The organism is Candidatus Saccharibacteria bacterium (genome assembly GCA_016700015.1).
GTDB lineage: Bacteria > Patescibacteriota > Saccharimonadia > Saccharimonadales > Saccharimonadaceae > Saccharimonas.
On record CP064995.1, the window covers coordinates 706,289 to 729,823 of the forward strand.

The 23,535-nt window shown below is 47.4% G+C and carries 22 protein-coding genes, 5 tRNA genes and 2 other RNA genes; 8 read left to right on the plus strand and 21 right to left on the minus strand.

What is annotated here, in order from left to right:
* Positions 1-8: 8 nt before the first annotated feature.
* Positions 9-584, plus strand: coding sequence for a hypothetical protein (locus IPM09_03885; protein ID QQS21637.1), 576 nt, complete (start codon positions 9-11; stop codon positions 582-584).
* Between the two features lie 25 nt (positions 585-609).
* Here IPM09_03885 and IPM09_03890 read toward each other — a convergent pair whose 3' ends face one another.
* The 3 genes from IPM09_03890 to ssrA form a co-directional block, all read right to left on the minus strand.
* Positions 610-3,507 (minus strand): TraM recognition domain-containing protein, encoded by a 2,898-nt coding sequence (locus IPM09_03890; protein QQS21638.1) that lies wholly within the window; start codon positions 3,505-3,507, stop codon positions 610-612.
* A complete protein-coding gene (locus IPM09_03895) occupies positions 3,504-3,926 on the minus strand; it encodes a hypothetical protein (GenBank protein QQS21639.1) in 423 nt (140 codons plus the stop codon). The genes IPM09_03890 and IPM09_03895 overlap by 4 nt, the downstream gene beginning before the upstream one ends.
* 1,907 nt (positions 3,927-5,833) lie before the next feature.
* Positions 5,834-6,211, minus strand: a transfer-messenger RNA (tmRNA) gene (gene ssrA, locus IPM09_03900).
* Between the two features lie 67 nt (positions 6,212-6,278).
* On the opposite strand from ssrA, the gene IPM09_03905 reads away from it, so the two are divergent.
* The 4 genes from IPM09_03905 to rplT are packed head-to-tail and all read left to right on the plus strand — an operon-like array spanning position 6,279 to position 8,917.
* Positions 6,279-7,796, plus strand: coding sequence for a YifB family Mg chelatase-like AAA ATPase (locus IPM09_03905; GenBank protein ID QQS21640.1), 1,518 nt, complete (start codon positions 6,279-6,281; stop codon positions 7,794-7,796).
* Positions 7,797-7,835: 39 nt separating this feature from the next.
* Positions 7,836-8,375, plus strand: coding sequence for a translation initiation factor IF-3 (locus IPM09_03910; GenBank protein ID QQS21641.1), 540 nt, complete (start codon positions 7,836-7,838; stop codon positions 8,373-8,375).
* Entirely contained in the window at positions 8,375-8,569 is a 195-nt protein-coding gene (gene rpmI, locus IPM09_03915) for a 50S ribosomal protein L35 (GenBank protein ID QQS21642.1), read from the plus strand. The genes IPM09_03910 and rpmI overlap by 1 nt, the downstream gene beginning before the upstream one ends.
* Positions 8,570-8,572: 3 nt before the next feature.
* A complete protein-coding gene (gene rplT, locus IPM09_03920) occupies positions 8,573-8,917 on the plus strand; it encodes a 50S ribosomal protein L20 (GenBank protein ID QQS21643.1) in 345 nt (114 codons plus the stop codon).
* 61 nt (positions 8,918-8,978) lie between these two features.
* Here rplT and rnpB read toward each other — a convergent pair.
* From rnpB to IPM09_03935, 3 genes are all read right to left on the minus strand, one after another.
* An RNA gene (rnpB, locus tag IPM09_03925) (RNase P RNA component class A) lies at positions 8,979-9,373 on the minus strand.
* 91 nt (positions 9,374-9,464) lie between these two features.
* A tRNA-Pro gene (locus IPM09_03930) sits at positions 9,465-9,541 on the minus strand.
* 318 nt (positions 9,542-9,859) lie between these two features.
* The gene (locus IPM09_03935; GenBank protein ID QQS21644.1) at positions 9,860-10,507 is read right to left on the minus strand and encodes a site-2 protease family protein; all 648 of its coding nucleotides are present in this window, start codon (positions 10,505-10,507) and stop codon (positions 9,860-9,862) included.
* An 87-nt stretch (positions 10,508-10,594) separates the two neighbouring features.
* Between IPM09_03935 and rpmB the strand changes: the two genes are divergently transcribed.
* A complete protein-coding gene (rpmB, locus tag IPM09_03940) occupies positions 10,595-10,792 on the plus strand; it encodes a 50S ribosomal protein L28 (GenBank protein ID QQS21645.1) in 198 nt (65 codons plus the stop codon).
* An 81-nt stretch (positions 10,793-10,873) separates the two neighbouring features.
* Here the strand turns inward: rpmB and IPM09_03945 are convergent, their stop codons facing one another.
* From IPM09_03945 to thrS, 6 genes are read right to left on the minus strand one after another with little or no spacing between them, the layout of a single operon-like run.
* Positions 10,874-11,509, minus strand: a complete 636-nt coding sequence (locus IPM09_03945) for an MBL fold metallo-hydrolase (GenBank protein ID QQS21646.1) — start codon at positions 11,507-11,509, stop codon at positions 10,874-10,876.
* Positions 11,510-11,519: 10 nt separating this feature from the next.
* Entirely contained in the window at positions 11,520-12,119 is a 600-nt protein-coding gene (locus IPM09_03950; protein ID QQS22469.1) for a transcriptional regulator, read from the minus strand.
* Positions 12,120-12,151: 32 nt separating this feature from the next.
* Positions 12,152-13,048: a tRNA dimethylallyltransferase gene (locus IPM09_03955; GenBank protein ID QQS21647.1), complete on the minus strand. Its 897-nt coding sequence runs from the start codon at positions 13,046-13,048 to the stop codon at positions 12,152-12,154.
* Positions 13,006-13,374, minus strand: coding sequence for an MGMT family protein (locus IPM09_03960; GenBank protein QQS21648.1), 369 nt, complete (start codon positions 13,372-13,374; stop codon positions 13,006-13,008). Before IPM09_03960 ends, IPM09_03955 begins: the two co-directional genes overlap by 43 nt.
* Positions 13,334-13,963, minus strand: a complete 630-nt coding sequence (locus tag IPM09_03965) for a hypothetical protein (protein QQS21649.1) — start codon at positions 13,961-13,963, stop codon at positions 13,334-13,336. The genes IPM09_03960 and IPM09_03965 overlap by 41 nt, the downstream gene beginning before the upstream one ends.
* Positions 13,960-15,771, minus strand: coding sequence for a threonine--tRNA ligase (thrS, locus tag IPM09_03970; protein QQS21650.1), 1,812 nt, complete (start codon positions 15,769-15,771; stop codon positions 13,960-13,962). The genes IPM09_03965 and thrS overlap by 4 nt, the downstream gene beginning before the upstream one ends.
* 588 nt (positions 15,772-16,359) lie before the next feature.
* Between thrS and IPM09_03975 the strand changes: the two genes are divergently transcribed.
* A tRNA-Val gene (locus IPM09_03975) sits at positions 16,360-16,436 on the plus strand.
* A gap of 108 nt (positions 16,437-16,544) precedes the next feature.
* Here the strand turns inward: IPM09_03975 and IPM09_03980 are convergent.
* The 4 genes from IPM09_03980 to IPM09_03995 form a co-directional block, all read right to left on the minus strand.
* On the minus strand, positions 16,545-17,081 hold the full coding sequence (locus tag IPM09_03980; protein QQS21651.1) for a hypothetical protein: 537 nt from the start codon (positions 17,079-17,081) through the stop codon (positions 16,545-16,547).
* An 828-nt stretch (positions 17,082-17,909) separates the two neighbouring features.
* Positions 17,910-19,577 carry a hypothetical protein gene (locus IPM09_03985; protein QQS21652.1) on the minus strand — a complete coding sequence of 556 codons (1,668 nt, stop codon included), beginning with the start codon at positions 19,575-19,577 and terminating at the stop codon, positions 17,910-17,912.
* Positions 19,574-19,954, minus strand: a complete 381-nt coding sequence (locus IPM09_03990) for a hypothetical protein (GenBank protein QQS21653.1) — start codon at positions 19,952-19,954, stop codon at positions 19,574-19,576. Before IPM09_03990 ends, IPM09_03985 begins: the two co-directional genes overlap by 4 nt.
* Positions 19,955-19,967: 13 nt before the next feature.
* Positions 19,968-20,043: transfer RNA gene (locus tag IPM09_03995), tRNA-Thr, on the minus strand.
* Between the two features lie 102 nt (positions 20,044-20,145).
* Here IPM09_03995 and IPM09_04000 point away from each other — a divergent pair.
* Positions 20,146-20,223 (plus strand) — tRNA-Asp (locus tag IPM09_04000).
* Between the two features lie 336 nt (positions 20,224-20,559).
* Here the strand turns inward: IPM09_04000 and IPM09_04005 are convergent.
* The 5 genes from IPM09_04005 to IPM09_04025 form a co-directional block, all read right to left on the minus strand.
* Positions 20,560-21,177 carry a superoxide dismutase gene (locus IPM09_04005; GenBank protein QQS21654.1) on the minus strand — a complete coding sequence of 206 codons (618 nt, stop codon included), beginning with the start codon at positions 21,175-21,177 and terminating at the stop codon, positions 20,560-20,562.
* 14 nt (positions 21,178-21,191) lie between these two features.
* A complete protein-coding gene (locus tag IPM09_04010) occupies positions 21,192-22,238 on the minus strand; it encodes a SurA N-terminal domain-containing protein (GenBank protein ID QQS21655.1) in 1,047 nt (348 codons plus the stop codon).
* Positions 22,219-22,758, minus strand: coding sequence for a PH domain-containing protein (locus IPM09_04015; protein QQS21656.1), 540 nt, complete (start codon positions 22,756-22,758; stop codon positions 22,219-22,221). Before IPM09_04015 ends, IPM09_04010 begins: the two co-directional genes overlap by 20 nt.
* 5 nt (positions 22,759-22,763) lie before the next feature.
* Positions 22,764-22,840 (minus strand) — tRNA-Arg (locus tag IPM09_04020).
* 138 nt (positions 22,841-22,978) lie between these two features.
* Positions 22,979-23,500: a nucleoside-diphosphate kinase gene (locus IPM09_04025; protein QQS22470.1), complete on the minus strand. Its 522-nt coding sequence runs from the start codon at positions 23,498-23,500 to the stop codon at positions 22,979-22,981.
* Positions 23,501-23,535 lie beyond the last annotated feature (35 nt).

A 23,535-nucleotide genomic window follows, 5' to 3' on the forward strand; every position in this document is an offset into this window, starting at 1 on the left:
GGGTGGTTATGAGCGACGAGAAAGATAGATTTGGCACTCACGAGCGAGCCTACGACAGTGAAGCTCTGCAGCATATTGCCGATAAGCGGCATGAGCAGCTTGCAGCAGACCGTGAGCGTAATGTATCAGAGCGGAATCATGAACGAGATGCTGAACACGCAAAGCATGAAGCGTTAGAACAGGCCGTTGCCACAGAGAAGGTCGACGGAAAGGAGAGGAGGCATGATGAATCACCTACTGAGCGTCGTGGACCCGCCTCAAAACGCGAACGTGACGCCAGTTACCGTGCCACAATGCATGAAGTGCGCTCACAGATGTCAGCACCAAGCAGGGTATTTAGCGATATTATCCATAATCCAACCGTCGAAAGAGTCAGCGATGCCGTAGGTGGCACCATAGCACGCCCAAATGCGGTCTTATCTGGGGCGGTGTTTGCTTTCCTTTTCACACTTTCCATCTACCTTATCGCAAGGTTTAATGGCTATCCCCTCTCCGGCTCTGAAACAACTGCCTCTTTTATACTTGGGTGGCTAGTTGGCCTAGTTTTTGACTACCTACGCCTAGTTGTCCTGGGCAAAAAATAGTTCATCTTTTTGCGCACAGGTGTCTCTAGCGCAACTTAATCGATACCTCGCTGTCGGCTATATCATTTAGGTTTAAGTGGCTTGGATCTTTATCGGGCTGACTTATACCGGCAGGTTTATCCGATACCGGCTCATCCTCATCGGTCGCAGGGCTACCAGGACCTGTAGCAAGTGAAGACACTGGTTTGGCTACAGTAGTCTGAACTGGGCCCGCTGCCATACTATGGAACTCGGAATGTGTCGTAATTGGACTAATTGGAGAATTTGGTGGTATCAGCTGAGTATTAACCGGCGGCGTGCCAAATGGCTGTGACGAGGCGGGCGGAGTTGTTGGTGCCAGCTGTTTGCGTTTTGCCAACCACTCGTCCAAGAAGGATGAGCCTGACGACCCAATGGTCGACCGTCCCGTCCCGCCGCCAATGCTCGAAGGGTTATTGCCTGGCATTGCCGATATGCCCTCTGGGGTATTTTTCTTGACGCTCAGGCGAGCAAATATCTCTTGCTCGACTTGCCCTCGTGGTCGTCCATATTTGGCGGCCGAGAGACGTTTTAGCGCATCACTTAGCTGAGGATTGGACTGTCCCATCGGTGGAATTCCATTCATACTAAATGGTGCGGAGGGCACACCCTCTATTTGGGCCACACTGACGTACTGATAGTTCGGGAGTTTCGTCAGATCTTCTGCATCGAATACTGGCATGTAGCGTTTTACCATAATCTCGGCATCAGTAATACCGATACGCCCCGTTATGGTGGTACCGACATTACCGATAATCGCCTCACGCAGCTCTTCTTTGAGCTGAGTCATAAACTGGTTGCCGAGTACGAGACTTAGTCGATACTTACGTGCTTCAGAGAGAATTGTCTCGAAGCTATCCGTAGCAAAGTTCTGGAACTCGTCGACATAGAGCGTAAAATCTTGACGATCTTCTTCAGCCATACTAGCACGCGCCATTGCGGCCGCTTGAAACTTCATAACGAATATAATACCGATCAGACGAGAGTTTAGATCACCCATCTTTCCTTTCGAAAGATTGACGAGCAGTATTTTCTTGTTATTCATTATCTCCGGAAAGTTAAACCCACTTTTTGTCTGACCGATAATATTACGCATGGCATCGTTGCTAATAAAGGGACCAAACTTCGACACCACCCAACTAATCACTTCACCCGCCTCACTTGAGCGCTGAGATGCCGGAAACTCTTTTGTCCAGAAATCTAGCACGTTTTGATCGGTGACATACTTCAGTTTGCTTTTCATGAACTCCTCATCAATCAGGAGTTTGGGTATGTCGATAAAGGTGCCCCCCTGCGGATCGCTCATCAGAAGCAAGGCGCAGTTTCGAAAGATGTGCTCGAGTCGCGGTCCAACAATACCGGTATGCCCTGGATCATAAAGTCCATAAAGCATACTAATTGCCTCTTGCACCAGGAAGTCTTTCTGGTCGGGATGGTCAAACTCGAACATGTTCAGTCCTACCGGGTTTGCCATGTCGCTAGGATTGAAGTAAATAACATCCTCCACGCGCTCCTTAGGGACCTTGCTAAGCAGCGCCTCTACTGAATCACCATGCGGGTCAACAAGTGCAAACCCACGTCCATCCATCATATCTTGGTAAGCCAGGTTTTCCTGCAATACAGACTTACCAACACCAGTCTGACCAATAATGTGAATGTGTCGTCGCCGGTCTTTGTCACTCAGTCGAATCGGCTTTTTAACACCGCGAAATTCATTGTAGCCAAGCAACAATCCCTGCTCCATAACCTGCGTGGGACCATCAACCTGCTTACTCATCTGCCGCTGTACCTGAGAAGTAGGGATGCTATTTTGATCTGGGAGATGGAAGACAGTGGCAAGCTCAACACTATTCAAGATACTCGAATTCACTTGTTGTGGAAAAAACCTAAATATGAACGAGGTCGTCAACTCTTCGATATTTTTTGATAGATTGAACTTGAAGCCATTGTAGCTAGGTGAATCAAACAGTGCGAATGCCGCCACGATATTTTTCAATAAGGCCTGCGAACGACTAGAAGTGTTAGACGATACAACCACACGCACAAGTACCTCATAGCCAGGATAGCGCGTCTTTTCTTGTATCGCTTCTACCGCCTGCTGGTCAACGGCATTCATCTGCTTCTCTTCAGGCTTACCGTCCTTATTGGTCTCAGGCGGTTTCCAGAGTGCCTCCATAACGTCTTTTGGGGCAATCATACCCTGGAAACCAGATTTTTTTATCCCTTTGTTCTTAACAACTTTATCTGCGTAAGAAATAGCAGCTTTTGCCCAGCCTTCGTTGGCGGGCCGAAGGAGAAACTGCACCCCCACCCCATCTTCTCGCCCCGCGGCAGATATCGCATTCAACAATGCCCTCGAGGCATCGCGTTTTGATTCCATATAGGTAGCAATGGGAAAGTAAAACGGTTTTTTAAGGGTAAACTCGCCGCCAATCGTGCCACTAATTTTACCTACCTTACTAAATACATTGTGTTCTGTTACCTCTTCTAGCCGTGCCGAAGGGTAAGCCGCTGCTACCGCCTGCGACACTACGTCGGTCAGTACAGTCGGGACTACAGCATAGTAATAAACAAGTCCTTCTCTGGCGATTATTTCAAAAGCAATGTGTCGCTGACCGTAAATCTTACTCTTAAAACCTTTCGTCGCCGTGCTGGAGATGATGTTGTACATAACCTGTGCTTGTGACAGTACTTCCTCCGTCAAATCACGTTTATCGCGATTCTCACCAACCGTATCGTCGCTTGCTGGCGGAAGATGGATAAGTATAGGTACCATCTTTAGCCCACGCTCGTAGTTCTTAGCTTCGCGCAATGTGCGGCGATAGATAAGAAAAGCTGCCGTCGCTCCCGAGACGATGAGCACGGTGATAATAAATAGGCCTATAAACGCACTAGTGCTATTCATTGGTCGCCCGCATCACCAATTTGTCGACCATATCGTTTGCGAATGTATTCTATTTGGAGCTTACTCACCTCGGCCTCGCGCCGATGCGGGTCGTCTTTCGTTTCGGCAAGAATTTTCTTGGCTTTGTCTACCCACTCCTTCTCAATCAGATCGTCGTCAGCGGCGACAGCTGGTATGCTGTCATCTGTAGCATTAGTAACTGTTGTATCGTCTTGCTGGGCGACTGGTGCGGGGAGAGTGGGCATTGCAATCTGTGCCGCTTCAGCCTGTACCGCACCAACTTCGGGATGATTCTCAATTTTGCGCTCATGGCTAAGTCCCCCCATCTGTTCAACTCCAGGCGACAAGCCTTCGAACACACTTGCCGGTGCCGGCACATGCTCTATCCCTCCAGGCTGTCCTGATTGCTTGGGTTCCATATCTGTAAATTATAGCATAACAAGCACTAAATAAACACTAGCTACGGCGCTTTGTTATATAAAAACATGCGATTATTTCAAAAAGTACAATGAGAACAATATCATATACTCCAGTCCTTCCTATAGACCGTATTCCTAATATCATTACAGGGGCAAGTGCTAGGACTGACCCATAATAATATGACTTCTGAAGGCTCAATGATCGACGCACGGATCGTTTTACGATTGTCTTAGAGATAATACGCGAGAATATATATAAACAAAAAGTTAGCACACCAAGCGCTAACACATAGAGTAGAACAAATACTGAAAGAATCCCTACCGGGTGAATTGTCGATGGAGTGGTCGACTGGAGTATCGCGGATAACAGAACAAACGCGAACAATGATGATAGTGTCAGTGCTTTTCCAAGCATGTTCTCATCATATCACCAAAAAGAGTTTAAAGAGCCAGAGCGGCAATGCTAAGCGTGAGCTATAGCGACCGACATGTAATATAACTATTAGGGTCGCCCGCAGAGCCGCTCAAGGCTACTGACCGCTCCACAATGTGGAGCATAGGTCCTTGCGTCATATTCCGCTCGAATGCGCGATGACCAAAGGTCACCAATATATTCGATGTACTAAATGACGCGCGCTACGACACCGAGAGTGCAGTCGAAAGACTACCCTACGATCGGCGGAGCATAGGCAGCGCCACATAATATGTACAAGTATGAAGGTGCGTGGTTTACTTCACAGTAATCCAATCTACTGTACGGGTGCCGATGCCTGTTTTCCGTCAATGTCGTTTCGTATGAACGGGTGGTTATGAATTGTTAAGGTAATTTTTGTGGTGGCTTTTTTGTGTTGTAAAAGCTTAGTTCTAGACTAGCATATAACCCATTGACAGTCAATAATGCTTATGGCATTTTCTGTTGTGATTTCCGCATATATATTCAACAACAAGCAGCTATTACACTTTAAAATCAATCAATTTAGGTATAGAATTATTGTTGTATTAATGACAATATATTATTGTTATGGTGAGATGCTTACCGGACTACTCGCCCCGTTACAGTTGGACACTTCTCTATCGTTTCACCCGACATCGCATAGCTTAGTCTTGAGCAGTCTATGTGGTAATATCGATTTTGCATAGAACGTAGCGAATCTCTGTCCGTACTCTTCGCGATCGTCTGTCTTCATTAAGCTCTTTGTAGTATGTCACACAGCAACCCCACGGTAAACGTGCCACTAGCTCAATTGCTGCTTGGTATTTTAGCACCATTCAATTCTGCACTTATTCGGCTGCGACAATTGTATATGTCAATTAAATACATTCGCGACTTTTGTCATAACCACGGCCCAACCCAAGTTGGGGCGTGGCAACGGTTCGCTTGGAATATCATGCTGGCTGCTGGTTAAATTCTGAGTCGCTATGGCTCATCCTGTTTTTGCCTACCTCAAACCCCTCGCCTCGCAGTTTCATATTAGCACTCACTCTAAAATTTCATACACCATCCCACTAGACCATGTCTTTAATCAACTGGCACCTTTTATTCCTACCAGACTAGCTGATTTTATGTATTCGCATGTAGTATTTTTTACGTAGTATTTTGCTTTAAATCTTATTGACATTAGCACTTTGGCAGCATATTATAGGGGTAGCCTTTGAGTACAAAAATTACTCGAAGGGTAAAAATAAACAAAATTGCAAAAAACTCCACGTACAAAAACAACCACTACTCGCAGGTGGTTGTTTTTTAATCGCCCAGTCATACAAACCATACTCAAAAACGCTAGAACCTTCTTGACCGGCCGCGTAATACTGATTGGGCCGCCGCCTGATACCCCCCCCTCTCTCTTGGATAGCAGAGCCCTTAGGATCCTACGAAAAAAACCAACCTTTCGGTTGGATTTTTTCGTTGGTGGAGCTGCCGGGTACTGCCCCCGGGTCCATCGAGTAACGAACTGTCCATCTACATGCATAGTCCTATTCAATTTGATCACATGGTCGCTCAAAATAGAACAAACATACGCACACGTGAGCCATGAAAAATTTCGGGATTCGCCGTCATGGCAGCAAAGAAGCCCTATCCTACAAAATATGACACACCAAGTCTACAAGTAGGAACCTAAACCGGTGCGGCTCTGCTAATTAAGCAAGAGCTGGTGCTGGAGAAAAGCTGAAGCTTTTAAACAGCGAAGCAATTTTAGTTGCAATTATTGATTCTGATTACGTCAGAGGTCGACATGCCGGTACAGTCTGTTAAATTCCCAATGTCGAAAGCTAAAGTCAGCCCCGTTCACCATGATAAAAGTATATCACAGTTTACACTTTAGCGCCAGATGTGGTTAACTACATACCAGCATGGGAACGGTAGCAAAAATTCTGTCTGTTGCACCAATTGGTTTTGAAGGCCATATTGTTGAAGTTGAGAGCGATATAACAAAAGGGTTGCCCGGGTTACAAATAGTTGGCTTGGGTAACAAAGCGATCGAAGAAGCTAAGGAGCGAGTAAAAAGCGCTATCAGCAACTCGCTACTCGAATACCCTGCCAAGCGAATTACTGTTAATCTTGCACCAGCCGAACTTCCGAAAGATGGAACACACTACGACCTGCCAATCGCACTCGCAATTCTTACGAGCAGTGGCCAGTTGCGTAACTCTGATTGCCTTGGGGCTATTTTCGCTGGGGAACTGTCTCTGGACGGGTATTTGCGTCCTATCAGTGGCGCGATATCTATCGCCGAAACAGCGAAACGTGCGGGTATAGACACGATTTTCTTACCTAAAGCCATCGCGACACAAGCCACACTGGTTGAAGGAGTAAACGTGTACGCAATCGATTCGCTCAAGCAGCTGTTTCTCCACCTAAAACAAGAGTCTGTTCTTACGCCAATCAGCGCACCGCTCAACACTTTTGACAATATTCCTCACCAGGGCGCTATTCTCGACGATATCTACGGCCAAGAACAGGCCAAGCGTGCCCTTATCATCGCCGCAGCTGGTCATCATAATATTCTCTTCACAGGCCCTCCTGGCGCCGGGAAAACGATGCTCGCAAAGACAATGGTCTCGCTCCTCCCCCCGCTCACGAATGAAGAATGCTTAGAGGTAACAAAACTCCATAGTCTTGCCGGCATTCTGGCAGGCGATATAGTGCGCACCCGGCCATTTCGCGCACCACACCATACAGCTAGTCAGATTGCACTGGTGGGCGGTGGCACACACCCAAGGCCGGGTGAAGTAAGCTTAGCGCATCACGGAGTGCTCTTCCTTGATGAGATGCCCGAGTACTCTCGTTCTGCTCTTGAAACACTGCGTCAGCCGCTTGAAGATAAGGCTATTTCGGTGATGCGCGTTGGCGGACGAGCCACCTATCCTGCTGACTTTATGCTCATTGGGACAAAAAATCCCTGTCCTTGCGGCTATTACGGAGACCCTATTCACGAATGCACCTGCAGCACTTCACAGGTTCTCACTTATCAAAAACGCCTTTCCGGCCCACTCCTCGATAGAATCGACATGGTCATCCCAGTTTCACGTATTCCGAATGATCAGATACTTGCAACAAATTCAGTGTCGTATTCACAACATACATCTGCTGAAGCTGCTATTGCTTTTGCGAGAAAAGTTCAGTCAGACAGATACAAATCAGGTACAAAACACAACAGTTCTTTGACAAGTAGTGAGATAAAGAAGCATATCCCACTCACTTCAGATGTCCGCAGTATCCTCACTGCTGCAGCCGATAACCTAGGACTTAGTCCGCGTAGTTACTTCAAGGTAGTAAAAGTAGCGAGGACAATCGCAGACCTAGACAAGGAAAAAGATGTGTTGCCTAGGCATATATCTGAAGCCCTGCAATACCGTCAAACTACTTGATATTAGTATTCACATCTGTTAAAATACATAGAGAGTAAATTGCTAAACGCAACTCGAACAAAGGAGAGTGTAATCAACACATCAACTCGTATTAACGAAGCAATCCGTGCAAGAGAGCTTCGTGTCATTGGTACAAGCGGAGAACAGCTTGGCATTATGTCACGCACCGACGCGCTCAGGGTAGCCGAAGAGGCCGGAGTAGATTTGGTAGAAATATCACCAAATGCCGACCCACCTGTCGTGAAAGTCGTTGACTGGGGCAAGTTCCAGTACCAGCGGATGAAGGAACAGCAGAAGAATCGCCGCTCCAACAAGGCATCCGAGCTCAAACAAATGCGATTTGGTTTAAAGATTGGCACGAATGACCTGGAGATAAAACTACGCAAGATCAGAGAATTTCTCTCAGAAGGACACAAAGTGAAAATTCTTATTTTCTACCGCGGTCGCGAGATGGCTCATAAAGAACTTGGGTATGACCTTATCGATCGTGTCGTTTCCCTGCTCGAAGACGTAGCAATACTCGAACAGAAACCAATGATGGCAGGCCGCAACCTGAGCATCGTAATAAGGAGTAAGTAATGCCAAAACTCAAGACCCATAAGGGCACTGCTAAGCGCATTAAGCTAACCAGTACCGGCAAACTCACGCGCCGACGTGCATTCGGTAACCACATGCTCTCCAAAAAGAGCAAATCACGCAAACGTAACATCAACACAACTGCCGAAGTTACGGGCGCTATGAAGAAAAATGCTAAACGGGCGTTAGGAGTATAGATTATGAGAGTTAAACGAGGCGTCCCTGCCCGAGCAAGACATAATAAAGTACTAAAAAGTGCCAAAGGCATGCAACATAATCGTACACGCAGTTTCCGCCTTGCTAGGCAAGCTGTCGTACGCGCTTTACAGTATGCATACCGCGACAGGCGCAACCGCAAACGCGACTTACGCGCTCTTTGGATAACACGTATCAATGCAGCAGCGCGTGAAAACGGCACTACCTACGGCAAGCTGATTGCAAATCTGCGAGTCGCTGGCGTAGAACTGGACCGTAAAGTACTCGCTGAGCTTGCGGCAAACGATCCTAAAGCTTTTGCGGCTATTGTAAAAAGTGTCACGAAATAACCTGGCTTAGAGCTCTAATTACTTTGCCATCATAAAAACCCGCCGTGATGCGGGTATTTATGATGGCAGTTAGTCTGTAAGCCGGGTTCTGTCGAGAACAATCATCTATCTAGCATGTACGTTGCCGCACACATCAAGCGGGTATCGGTGTGCGAGCGGATAGCTCTTTATGCACACCTCCTTGCAGCCGACAGGGTTTACCTCCTCCACATGTTACCATGCGTCGCTGTGAGCTCTTACCTGATGACTTGACGAAGGACCGCTTACACGGTCGGCCGCATGTCATCCCCGCTTGCGCGAGCACTCCTTTCACCCTTACCCGCCGGTTGGCGGGCGGTATCGTTTCTGTGGCACTTTCCCTAGGGTCACCCCCGGCCGCTGTTAGCGGCTGTCGTATCCTGCGCTGCCCGGACTTTCCTCCAACTTTTGACGGCTGGCGATTGTCCAACAAACTGCCTAGTTGTCATTATACGCTACTGTAGAATAGATATCTAACTATTGTACGGTGCCCTGCTGACTATCGGTGATATTTTCGCAATAGACATAATGGTCGGGATGACAAGATTTGAACTTGCGACCTCACGGCCCCCAGCCGTGCGCGCTACCAAGCTGCGCCACATCCCGAAGCTTCTCCAACTGTGTATCGGACTATAGCTGTGTAATATCTCCTGGCGGAGTTAGCTGCCAGTTTTGGAAAAGAACACCGCCTCGAGCGATTTACTTGCTCACATGGCACGATGAGAGAAGCCGTGGCTTTGTCTCATAGACATAAAAGTCCCAGCATCTTTGGCGCTTGACATTCCCCGCATAAATGCAAGGTGGGTCTTCTCACACCACTCCCACAGGAGTGATAAATATTGAAGTCCCGTGTCTATGATGTTAGGAAAATCATACACGCCGAGATGTGCTCTGGGACTACCTATATTATACTCTCTTTTTTAACTATGCAACACCAAACATGCGTGAGAATGTGATGAGAAAGAACTGGATTACAGATGTCATATAAGCACTGAGTAGTGGGCTTGCCAACATAACGATAATGAACACGAAAACTATTCCATATCGCTCAATAGCATCCATACCCCGCCGTATGAAATCGGGAGCAAGCGCATACATTACCCGTGAACCGTCGAGGGGCGGTATTGGCAAAATATTGAAGGCAAAAAAACCTAGATTTACCCACACGCTAACCAGTGCTATTTTGCCTATAGGGTTCGCTTCGCTACCTATTGCGACAAGAAGTATAAAACTAAGGAGTGCAAGCAGCAAGTTTGTCAGCGGGCCGGCGATAGCCATAAGCGCTATTCCCCACTCTTCATGATCGATCCGTGAAGGATTAAACGGAACTGGTTTGGCGCCTCCAAATATGGGGGTATTTGTACCGGTGAGCATATTCGTGATGACAATCAGAAGCGGCAATATGACGGTCATGAATGGATCGACGTGCTTGATAGGATTCAGCGTCAGTCTACCGAGTAAACGGGCCGTTTCGTCACCTAGCCTATAGGCAACCAAACCATGCATCACTTCGTGAAGTGTCATCGATACAAAAATAACCCCTAGTACAGTGAGTATGTACCCTATGTCCATAAACTATAGTATAGCATATCCACCCTTGACTAATTACCCCTGGTAGCGTACAATGATACAGATTGTAAATATTAAGAGGAGACAAAGATGGCGGCACGCTGCGAACTCACCGGTAAGGGTAAACAATTTGGCCACAACGTCAGCTTTTCTTTGCGTCGCACAAAACGTGTGTTCAAACCTAATCTACAGAAGAAGACATTCGTTGTTGATGGTCAGAAAATCACCATGGTTCTGTCGACACAGGCTATTCGTACGCTAAAGAAAAAAGGTATTCTGGCTAACTAAACTAGCTTTCGAGCTACTCTCACACAATAAGTCCCTCGCTATGAGGGACTTATTGTGTGAGAGTATGTAGCTCATAATCTGCTAAGAGCGTGTCACTTTAGCAACCATCAATGAAGGGCCGATTGAGCCAACCGTTTTTACCTTTAGTTTCGCCATCTCTTCAGCTGGTACGGCCAACTCATTGATGAATAGGTCTACGTTGTCTTGAGGCACCTCGTATCTCAGTGCGCTGTCGGCATAGTGAACCGGAACGACTATCTTCGGCTCGATCTGCCGAACAATCAGGGCGGCGCTTGTCGCATCAAGGGTATAGCCATTACCGCCAACTGGCAACACGAGAATATCAACCACTCCTATCGACTCAAGCTGCTCATCGGTGAGTTTGGGATCGATATTTCCAATTACCGCTAGACGCACGTCTCCACACTCCAGGCGATAAATCGTAGACCACTTCTCGTCTTCAAGCGTATCAACGTGTCTACTTGCGGCAGTGCCCCGAATAGTAAAGTCGCCCACCTCGTACTCGCCGGGCGAGTCGATAATTATCCTCGCATCGGAATTTTCTACACGAAATCGCGACTCGGTAGTAAGCTCTATCTCATCGTTAGTTTTAATATCTTTAAGTCCTACTAGTGATAGCTTTGGATCAACTACAATCGTCGCTACTTTACTTGTGAGTACGACGCAATTTGCTCCTTTATATTCTAGTTCAAACATATTTCCTCCTCTAGCGCTCTTTCAGAATAGTATCGGTGTCCACCAGCACTTGGTGTTTATTGGCAAAAATCGATGTAATAAAACGATCTCGTACGCTAAGACGATAGTAAAACTCATCATAGGGCAGTACTGTATAGCTTAGCTCACGCCCTTCAAGATTTTCTATGTGTGCAATCAGCGCGCGTATTTTTTTGTCTGACGGTAATCCAACAAGTAGAAGGTCAACTGTGCTTGCCGACCCCTTAACAAGTATTCCAGCGGCGACCGCAACACGTATGCCCGATACTGACTTTACTGCCTTGTGCCACGCCGATACATCCCTACTTTGACCATCCTGGCTTGTCGACATAGATTTTTGATCTGCAAAAATAGCACGAAATGGAATATAGTGTTCGTAGCGCTGGTTTACTTCATAATATAGCTTGTTGTCGGCACTGTCGCTAGTAATAATACCAACCTCGAGCATATTAGCCAGTTCACGCCGAACGGAATTGATCTGTTCATCGACAAGACGAGTGATTTCTCGCACATAGAATGCTTTGCCAGCGTTATTGAAAAACAAGTGAAGCAGCTTCACCCTGGTTTTTGAACCAAACAATGCGTCAATCATTTTCCCCTCTGTCATTTCTCTCCTTCATGATATCATGAATTGTTCAGTGAAACGAGTAGTCGAGCAATATAAGTATACGCTTTGTCGAGTGAAAGCCATACAATATGTTCACTACGCTTAAACCACGTCAGTTGACGCTTTGCCAACCGTCGATCGAGCACAACAAACCGCTCTACAGCCTGTTCGAGTGCCAACTCCCCTGCAAGATATTGGCGAATAAGTGGATATATATTACCTGTCATTGCTTCTGAGCCCCAGCCGTACTTGTTCGCCACCGTCTGCGCTTCGTGAATAACTGCATCAGTGAATATGTGCCGTGAACGCTCCGATATACGATCATGCAATTTTGATTTTTCTGTTGTGATTCCTACTATGATTGCGTTTGATATCGGTTGTGTAAGTCTCTTTGGCGCATTGCCAGCACGAAGGATTGCGGCAATGACGTAGCGTTTATTCTGCTTATTTTCGGGTAAGTCAACATTGCTATTTTTACAATATTCATGCAGTGTTTCGATAGACAATTTACTTAGTTCAGCACGCCGCGCTTCATTATTTCCCGCCTTTGGAAACTCAAAATTATACACTACGGCATCGATATACAACCCGGTGCCCCCGACTAAAAATGGCACACGGCCCCGTGCACGAATTTCAGCAATCTTCCGGTTAGCATAGGCTTGGAAATCGGCGGCAGTAAATCGCTCGCTCGGATCTACAAGATCGATACCCCAGTGTGTAATACCCTGACGTTCTTCAATACTCGGCTTTGCAGTACCAATGTCGAGGCCCCTATAAATAGCGCGTGAATCGGCAGAAATAATTTCCCCGCCAAATTCTTTGGCGAGTTTAATCGCGAGCCCTGTCTTACCACTGGCTGTTGGGCCGACAATCACAATAAGCGGCAGTTCTGGTCGTATACCTGCGGTCGCCATCTTCTTTCTCCGAAATCTTTCACTTTGTAATCCTCACCACACTCGATACCATCCTGCTTGAGCAGCTGCCGCTGAACATCTTGTCCGCCCGGGTACCCTATCGCCAAGCCGCCTTCCGCATTGACCAGACGATGCCAAGGCAAATCTTCGGGACCTTGGTGAGCGATACCACCAACTACCCTCGCCGCCCTTGGGTTACCACACATAGCAGCAATGTCACCGTACGTCGTAACCCGATGTCGAGGAAGTTGCTGCATCAGCTTGTAAACTAATTCTCGTAAATTGTCATCTGTTTTGCGCAAGGTTAACCGCCTCCCGATAGACATCTGACCATGAAGAGCAATGAACCATACCCTTGCCCCGAACCTCATGCATATTCCACGGGTAGTGCCCAAAAATCATCACTCGCTCTACTCCTGCGCGCAGTACATCACGACCGTGCTCCACGTGATCATCAACAAGCGCATGAGCACCGATATTCGCACAGACCTCTCCTTTACTGCGTTTTAGGTAGGCCGTTTCGCCGCTGGCGTACATATTGGTGTGTTCGATTGATTGGAAGCAGCCGGGAAAGAAACGCTGCAACAGCCTCTCTGTTACAGGTTCCATAAAGCTTTGACGGCCAGTTACAAGATGTTGCTCCGCACCCTCGCTACGCATCCGGTTTATATATTCAATGGCATCGGGAAAGGGCTCAACATCATCAAGTATCCCAGCACGTAGCAGTTCGTCGACGCGCCGCATTGCTTCCTCGGCTGTCGCCGCACCCCAAGGATCATCATCAGCGTAGAGCGCCGAGAGCCCGACCGCAGTGCCGTATTCACGATTGTAGGCATCGATAATCAGATGACCAGACGGGATAAGTGTATCGTCACAATCATGGGCTAGTACCAATGTTTCAAGCTTTTGTCTCACAGATTTTTGATATACTCGCCCAGATCATCGAACGATACTTTCTCCTCACCCTGCTGTGTGCGAACACTCACCTGACGTGCTTCCTTGTCTTTTGGTCCGATAATAAGCTGGACTGGGATTTTCATAGCAGCTGCCTCACGAATCTTCTTACCAAGGCTTTCATTTCGACCATCCGTTGTAAATCGTACTTCGTTGTATTTAAGTGGTTGCATTAGAACGACATCTGATAAAATCGATGTTATTTCATCAACATATTCTTTGACGGTGTCGTTAATGGTCAAAATACGGACTTGCTCCGGTGCAGCCCAGAACGGAAACCAGCCGCCCGTGTGCTCGATAAATACACTAAGAAAACGCTCAATCGAGCCAAGGAGCGCACAGTGGATCATGACTGGCCGAGCCGCTTGCCCATCAGCATCGACATACTCAAGCCCAAATCGCTCCGGCTGAACAAAATCGAGCTGTACCGTTGCGACTTGATGTTCGCGCCCAATGGCATCGGTAGCCATAAAATCAATCTTGGGCCCATAGAAGGCCGCTTCACCGTCTTGCTCAAAGTAATCTAGCCCGTTTGCAGTAACCGCGTCTTTTAGTTGTCGCTGGGCAGACTCCCACAGCTCGCTTTCACCGAGATAGGCATCACCATCATCGCGGTAGCTTAGTCGCACCCTTAACTTCATGCCAAGCTGGCCATAAAGCTCACCCGCCGCAGCTAACAGTCCATTAACTTCATCATTAATCTGATCTTGACGACAAAAAACATGACTATCATCTTGAGTAAGTGATCGGACTCGATTGAGTCCACCCAGCTCGCCGGTCTTTTCGTCTCGGTAATCAGTGGTGGTTTCAAGAAAACGTAGCGGCATATCACGATAGCTCCGCGGTCGCGAGGCAAAAATTTGTGTGTGATGTGGGCAGTTCATAGGTTTTAAAGCCATCTCATCGCTGGTTTCTTGGCTTTTGACTAGAAATAGCTCACCACCAAATTTTGCCCAGTGACCTGACTTTTCATATAGGTCTTTTTTAGTGATATGAGGTGTCCAAACTGCCTCAAAACCGCGAGATTTACGGAGTTGATTGGATAAGCCGGCGACTTTCTCGCGCAGAATCGTGCCGCGAGGGGTGAACAGCGGCAAACCAACCCCAACAAGCGGAGAAGTCGTATAGAGGTCAAGTTCGACTCCAAGTCTGCGGTGATCACGAGCTTTTGCTTCTTCGAGCATTTTAAGATGAGTATCGAGTTCTTCCTGGCCAGCGAACGCCACTCCATAGAGTCGCTGCATTTGCGGGTTGGTTTCTTTGCCTCGCCAGTAGGCACCAGCCACGCGCATAAGCTTGAAGACGCCTGCCTTGCCTGTACTTTCGACGTGAGGACCGCGACAAAGGTCGGTGAAATCACCATCGGTGTAAAATGACACATTCTCTACGGCTGCATAACCGTCGGCGATCGTACCCATTTCGGAAGCATCTAGGTCTTTAGCAACTGTTGTGCCGGCGCGTTTTAGGTCGTTAAGCAACTCCACCTTATATATTTGTTTGGCAGCTTCGGCCCAATGAATCGCCTCGTCGACTTGTTTTTCGCTGCGCTCAAATGGATAATTTTCGCCAATGACCTTGCGCATTTCAGCCTCAATTTTTGGGAAATCGTCCTCAGATATTTTTACTCCCGGTATATCGATATCATAATAAAAGCCATTCTCTACCACTGGGCCGACCCCAAAACGAGCTTCCGGCCATAAATGCTGCACCGCCTGTGCCATAATGTGGGCCAGGCTGTGTCGCATTTGGTGTAGCTGATCTTCATCCATGATTATTTTTCCTTTTCTTTAATTTGTCAGTCAGAGATACTATCGCCAGAAAAACAGAACCAGCGACCAGCGAGTTGATAACCACGCCCATAGGGTAAATCCTAACCTCGTGGCATATGCTACAACCATGGTTGCTTGATGTGCGCGCGGGAAAACCAGTGTTGGTTACTGGGTCATATGCCGATGTACCTTTAGTGTACGATTCTGCTGAGCCTTGACCCGTGTTGATAGTAAATGAAAGAGGTGTTGAGAATGGAAAACGACTCACTACACCAGAACCTTCTGTGTAGAGTGGGTACTGGGTTGGAAGCAACAAAAAAATAGCGATTATTATAACCATACTCAGCCTAGTAGGCATATACACCTCCTTTGCAGGGCAAAAGCAAACCATGCTCTGCATATACGCCTCGGGCCACAGTAGTAGCGGTTCCACCTTGGCTATTCTCTTGTCCCAGACTGTTTACGTGCGTCTGCGGCCGCTGTCACGTGCTCCAGAGGTGGTTAGCCTCTCTCATTGCCTGTTGATATAGTAGCAAACCCTCGCCCAATTGCAAACCCCGCCCCTGTTTGCTATGATATGAAAAGTTTGGGCGATTAGCTCATTTGGCTAGAGCGTGGCATTGACGTTGCCAAGGTGATAGGTTCGAATCCTATATCGCCCACCAAAAGAAAATACCTACCCTTGTGGTGGGTATTTTCTTTTGTGTCGCAGTATACGGATTTAAACCTAGCACGTACAAGCGAAGCGAGTTGTGATAGGTGTTTTTCTTTATTTATACAGTTACTGCTAAAGCCGCTACTACAAAGCTGATATGTGACAAGAAAATATAGGTTATTTCAAAATATATGAAGTCTCGCCGACGCATCCAACCATACAATATAACCACGAGCATAATCCCACCGATGATAGCCTCGGCAAGTTGATATCGCGGCAATACTATAGCAAATACACAAGTCGCCACAAGCATAAGAAATCCCATTAGATAAGCAATTATGCTATGCGCTAGCCTTTCGTATGATCGGCGAGGGGGTACAACTCCTACGAGTAATTCCAGCTCAACAATCGTAATGAGTAGTAGTGTCACATATCCATTTCCAATACGCGGGCCGATATAATAGAGAGTCGATAGTGCAAATAACGGTCCACAAAGCCATAAGACCGTCCTAAAGTAGCGAAGATTCTTTTGAGTGGCAAGCTCACTCAGCGTAAGCCGCGACCCCTTTTCATGTTCGTCTAGCACAAACTTTATCCAAAGGATCATGGAAAATATAGTACCGACAATCACTGGATACAGAGCCCAATTGTTCATAGCCTATAGTATATCACCTCTGTTACGGTAAGTTTTCCAACTTTTTCCACATACCAATACTACACCAAACAGGATCGAATATTCATGTCACGATATATAACTGAAAGTACCTATGCTTGACAAAATATACCGCTTGTGCTACAATGTAAGTATGAGTAAGAATACTACCCATACAACCACCACTAAGCCTTCTGCCCTCGACAGCTTCAGCCTGTCATTTGAATACGATATGAGCTGGAGTGACGTCAAAAAGCACACCAAGGGTCGTACGCTCTAAGTATAGGCACAAACCGAAAAATGCCCCTCAAACAAGGGGTATTTTGTTTCCCCAGCTGGTCGACTGTTATCCACTAGCATTTTCACTAGCGGTATGACAATATATAGACATGTTTTGTGTAAATTGTTTAACCCCTCATACTGATGTTGCGAATTCTCGCCCTCACAAGCGTACCCCCACCGTCTGGCGACGACGCAGGTGCCCGCAGTGCCAGCACATTTTTTCGACAACAGAGATGCCTGAACCAACTTCAAACCTGCAAATACACAATACCGCCACGGACGGCTCCGCCACATTTAACCCTGGCAGGCTGGTCATAAGTATCGCGAATGCCTTTCAGCATAACGAAGCAAAAGGAAAACAAGAAGCATGGGAGCTCATGCAGACCGTTACGGGAATTCTGGTGAGCGACTGCCGAAACGAGACAACGGTGCACGATATCGCTACTGTTACCCACCAAATATTGCAGAACTACGATAGCGCTGCTGCCATAAGCTATGCCTTGCAACACGGCCTACTAAAGGAGGTGCGTCGGCGCGGTAGACCAAGTGTTAGCGCTGCTTCTTCGCTAATTTCTCCCGCTTCGCCCGCTCCTGAGACGCAAGTGTCGCCTTTTCAGTCACATCGAACCGGTCGAGATACCTTCCGAACGCCAAATGAGTCTGGGCATTGAATGAAGCAATTGCGCTGTAGCACACTGATGTAATCGGCATAAGCAGCCACTGCAGCACCATACCAATCGTACGACGCCTTTTGTAGCGCTCGGGACGAGGGGGTAGCATCTTAAGCATGAGAAGAATAGTGATAAACAACCCAACCATCGCAACCTGCTGAATATAGCTGACCACGATGGGCAGTGAATGCGCCGTGATGTCCCGCTTTGACTGCGGATTAAGGAGAAGCGGTACCCACCCCCCAAAGGTGACGAGGATAGCAGTGGTAGCAAGGGTGACGTGGCTATCGACAAGCCTTACAAAACGCGCTAGGCCTTCGAAAAATGGCACATTGCGCGACTTCGTAAACAGCCGTACCGCTACATATGGGATATCGGACACGCCATATCCCCAGCGACGCAACTGCTTGAACTGTGCGACGAGCGTTTTGCGTAGCGTATCCGCCATCACCGCGTCTTGGTACACGGGTACATGGATCGGGACAACGCTATAATTACCCGAGAAATAAAAATAACTGCGCCAAAACTGGTGTCCATCTTCGACAATACTTCGCCTACTCCAAAACCCCATTTCGACCAGCGCATCGAGTGGCTGGGAGTGTGCGGCAAAATTACGCAGTGTATGAGGACGCATACTGCTAATAATCGTCCAAAATGAATTACCAGTCGCGATCACACGCATCGGCGCCGGTGCATCCCATATATTGCCAAAGTAGAGTGCGATCGGCTGGTAGGACACGTGCTTACGATCATCTTGCACGATGTATTCATAGGCAACGTAATCGAAGTAGGTGGGGTGCGGGCGATTGTCACAGTCAAGAGTTGTGACTATTACCCTACTGTAGGATAGATGATGCTTGTCGCACCATTGACGAAGCCTGTGCCCGGCGTAGGTAATATTGGGCCCCTTACCACTCTGCAACTCATCGGGCAGCCCATCGGGGTGCTTAACGATCTCGAATGCTTCAAACTTGCCCGTGTACTCGCGCTGCAGACGCCGTGCGGTCACCTCTATTCCTTCCCCACCCCGTTCTTCATAAGCCAAGAAGATAATCATGCGCGCGGCATCAGCACTTGAGGCTAGTACGGACTCGATTGTCGGCTGAATCACATCGTAGGCTTCGTTATAAGCAGCAATAATAATAGCGTGGTGGAGCGTCGAGGGCTTAGGATAACTGGACGGATCGGCCGCCATAAGTCGTAAGTTGTCTTTATGCTCGCGGGACCCAAAAGCGCGTGAACTGGCACCATGAAGCCGATCATAGCTCTTAACAGGGGTCTCGAGATCACTGAGCCTTTCATGCCAATCCACCTTTTGAGCGCGTGACAGCTGCGAGTGTCCAACAATTGTATGGTACGATATGCCAATCGATTTGATGAAAAACGTCATGATAATAAGCAGCAGGTAGATAGCAGCGGCAAACGGAGACGTTATTGATAACACAATCAATAGTAGTATCATGCCATAGCTGACAATTGCGGGAAGAATCTCGAACAAACGATACAATTTACTACGTCGAGTTAGTGGAAGTTCGAGGTCAATCATGAACTATGGCCTAGCTGCATGACCGCAAGCGCATACGATGCCGCGATGCAAAGCATCACGATACCTATCCAACCGATGATCTGGGCAGTTTGGCGTCGTTCCATATTGTGTAGTTTTACCATGAGTCCAAGGTGGCCCGCTACAACAACAATACCAAAAAGCACAAACGTCAGCAGATACTGCCAGTGAGATTTGTAAAAATGCGCCTCACCAAAGGCGGTATAGCGAGAATAAACAGTCACGTCGCTCGAGCGAATATTGAGGCCGACAACGAATAGATAGATAATACCTGTCAGCACCAGAGTCGCCGAGAGCAGCAAAAAAGGCCGGTCGAGCAGCACGCGTTTGATGGTTATTTTGAAATTTGACTGTTCCATAGTGTCATATAATTGGAGCCGCTGACCGGGATTGAACCGGTGACCTACGCTTTACGAAAGCGCCGCTCTACCAGCTGAGCTACAGCGGCACAGTACCCTGACACATTATACCACTGGCGATAGATAAAATAAATTGTCGGAGCAGTGTTGATTATAGGGGTGAAAACTGCTATGATACGTGAGAACAACATGCGCTCGTAGTGAAGCTGGTCTATCACGCCTCCCTGTCACGGAGGAGATCGCCGGTTCGAATCCGGTCGGGCGCGCCAAAGTAAAATACCTATCACAATGATAGGTATTTTACTTTAATATCCTGTCACATGCTTGCCGGATGAACACTCGGAACAATCTTCTTAGTTATAGAATCAACGTATAGTCGATAGGCCGGCCTTAACTCTTTCTCGTAGATTATTAGTGTACCTAAAACTCTATTACACTTTTGACAAATAAGTTCCCTGCCCTTTGGTACGATGTCGATAAATCTATCTACATACATACGGCGCAAGTTACCCGGTCCGTCTTTTTGGTAGAAGGCAATATGGTCACCACAGTGTTCGCATGACACTTCCAAGGTACGAGACCACCCACCACGGGCCTCTGAAAAGTTATCTTTTTTCATTAATTCCGGCGATTGGATCGTACCGCTCCGCAACAAACTCCCAATTCACCACTTCCCACCAGCGGTTGATATAGTCGTCACGCTTGTTCTTGTAGTCCAAATAATAAGCATGCTCCCATACATCAAGCCCCATGAGCGGCTCGCCCTTGCCTTCCATCATGGGCGTATCTTGGTTGGGCATAGCCATAATTTCAAGATCACGTGTTAGCCACACCCAACCACTACCAAAAAGGCCGGTTGCTTTAGCAGTAAATTCTTGTTTAAAGGCATCGAAGCTTCCCCACTTCTCAGTAATTACCTCTGCAAGCACACCCCCCGGTTCGCCACCTGCGCCTGGTGCCATACATTGCCAGAATAAACTATGGTTATAGTGGCCACCTCCGTGGTTGCGTATCACTACTCTGACAGACTCAGGTAGCGATCCAATATTTGCAAGAAGTTCTACTAGAGGAATATGCTGCAAATCAGGTTCTTGATCGAGCGCAGCATTCAACTTATCGACATACGTCTGGTGGTGTTTAGCATGGTGAAGTCGCATTATCTCGCTACTTATAGCCGGTTCAAGTGCCGTGTACTCATAGGGTAAATCGGGAAGACTGTACATGCTTAGCTATTCCTTTACTTTTTCTCTTCGATACTAATGTATTCAGTAATTTTGTCAGCTTTTTTCAGATTCTCAAGGTTTTTGGTGAACGTTGCGAGTGGGATATGAAGGTAGGAAAAACTAACCTGAGTATCATTCTTTTCGAGTACTTTCACAAAATAATACCCGTCATCGGTGCTGCTTTTCATGAGACCAGAAACTTGACCTTTGTCCAATTTATAAACTTCAGAGACCTGCAGCCCCCCTGAAACCCCCGTATTGCTAATAAGCCCAGTCTGGCCGACAACCACTTTTGCGCCGGGTAGGGCACCAATCTGATCGGCAACTTTGGCAAAATCTGCACCAGTGCTTACTACCAGCGGCGCCGCGGCATCAGCTTGTTTTTTAGCGTCTTCGTCGACCGCAAATGCCACGCGTGTCCGAATAATTCCCTGCTCGATTGCCAGTCGGTAGTCAGATGGAGACCAGCCATAAATCATTTGCGACGACGCATCGTACGTTTCCTGTGATATTCGGCCATTTGTGGTATTGCGCTGTTGGTCAACAACTTGATCGATATCTTTTTCGCTCACCGATATCTTCTTATCACGTGCAATTTGCTTCGCATAGGCATAAGCAATGGCTTTATTCAAGGATTCACGCTTAATGTACGACAACTGACGCTGTCCATCGGCCGAAGAAGCTTTAATTTCGTCGTATTTACTAAGATAGTATTCTGAACCCCTATATTGTACGAGATAGTCACTAAACCGTACTTGTTCACCATTGACGACAGCAACCGGTACAGGGAGAATGCGAGTGACACGGTACATGAACGTGGTTGAATTTTGCATAATATAGAGCTGCCACCAGCCGACGAGGGCAAGAACTATTGCAGCACCAACAATCACGAGTAGCGCATTGATGACAAGCTTGTGACGAGTGTACTGGATTGGATATTTGAATTTCCTACCCCCCGCAAGGATCTTTTCGCGATGCTCTGCCACCGTCTCATTCGTAATACGAGATGGACCCGTGTCATCATGTTTGCGGCGAAGTGTTTTAATCGATAGTTTCTTCATATGATCCTTGTGGTTGAGGCTTTGTTGCCTGGTTAACTGCATCTTGGAGGCGATTATAAATTTTGGCGGGATGTTCAGCGTTATGTATCACGAGGTCACCGACAAATGTCTGAATAACAATGGTACCAAAACCGAATATTTCACCACTAAAGCCTGGTATATTATAGCTTATGTTTTGGATCTTCGCGAGACTTAGTTCGACAACATCCGTGCCGAAAAAGCCTTTTTGCGTCACCTGGCGTATACGCTGATCGGTAACAATATAGTAGGTGAAGCGCCACATAAGGAAATAGTAGGAAAAACATAGAAGCCCAAAGACGAATCCGCCGATTGGCAACAAAAACAACTCAAGGTTCTGCGGCCATAGAAGCGGCGGTAGCGAAGTAAGCGCAAAAGGAATGAGCAATAAGTAAAACCCCTTGCGCATGGCAATAATATGACGACGGAAGACGAACAACAGTCGCTCACCCTCGCGCTGTCCATTGAATGATTGTTCTGATTCGTTGGCTTCTCTTGGCATATGTTTGGTACCCCGGGCAGGAGTTGAACCTACAACCTTTTCCTTAGGACGGAACTGCTCTATCCAATTGAGCTACCGAGGCATACCTTACTTATTATATGTTGCCGCTATGCTTCTGTGGCCAATTGGATAGAGCAACTGCTTATTTTCGCTGAAGGCTCCCCAATTGAGCTACCGAGGCGGACATTCCTATTATATCATCCTACCCCTGTATATACTGTCAGCGGGTGAACTTTTCGTTGAGCACGCTATAGTCGTAGAGCTCGTCATCGGAAAACCAGTGGTCGATTTCTTGCTGAGCTTCTTCGGGGTCGCCGCTAGCATGAATGAGATTTGGGATACCCTTGCCCTCATTATCGGCGTAGCCAAAGCTCATGTGCGAGAAATCACCCCGTATCGTACCTGGTAATGCACTCTTTGGTTCGGTGGTACCGACTAGCTTGCGCACTAACCCTACTGCTTCTACTCCTTCGAGCACCATGGCGATAACCGGTCCTTGCACCATCATCTCGAGCGTAATATCAAACTTGTCTTGGCCGCGCCGGGTGATCATTTTGCCGATTTCTTCGTAGTGCTTATAGTAGTGCTCTTTGGTTGGGGCAATCATTTTGGTGGCGACAATTTTGAGCCCAACACGCTCGAAACGTGACAGTATTTCGCCAACAATCCCCCGCTGGATAGCATCTGGTTTAAAAACGATCAGTGTTTTTTCAACTGGTGTATTCTTCATATTTTTCCTTATTTAACTTACCTTATTGTAGCAAAAGAAAGCGTACA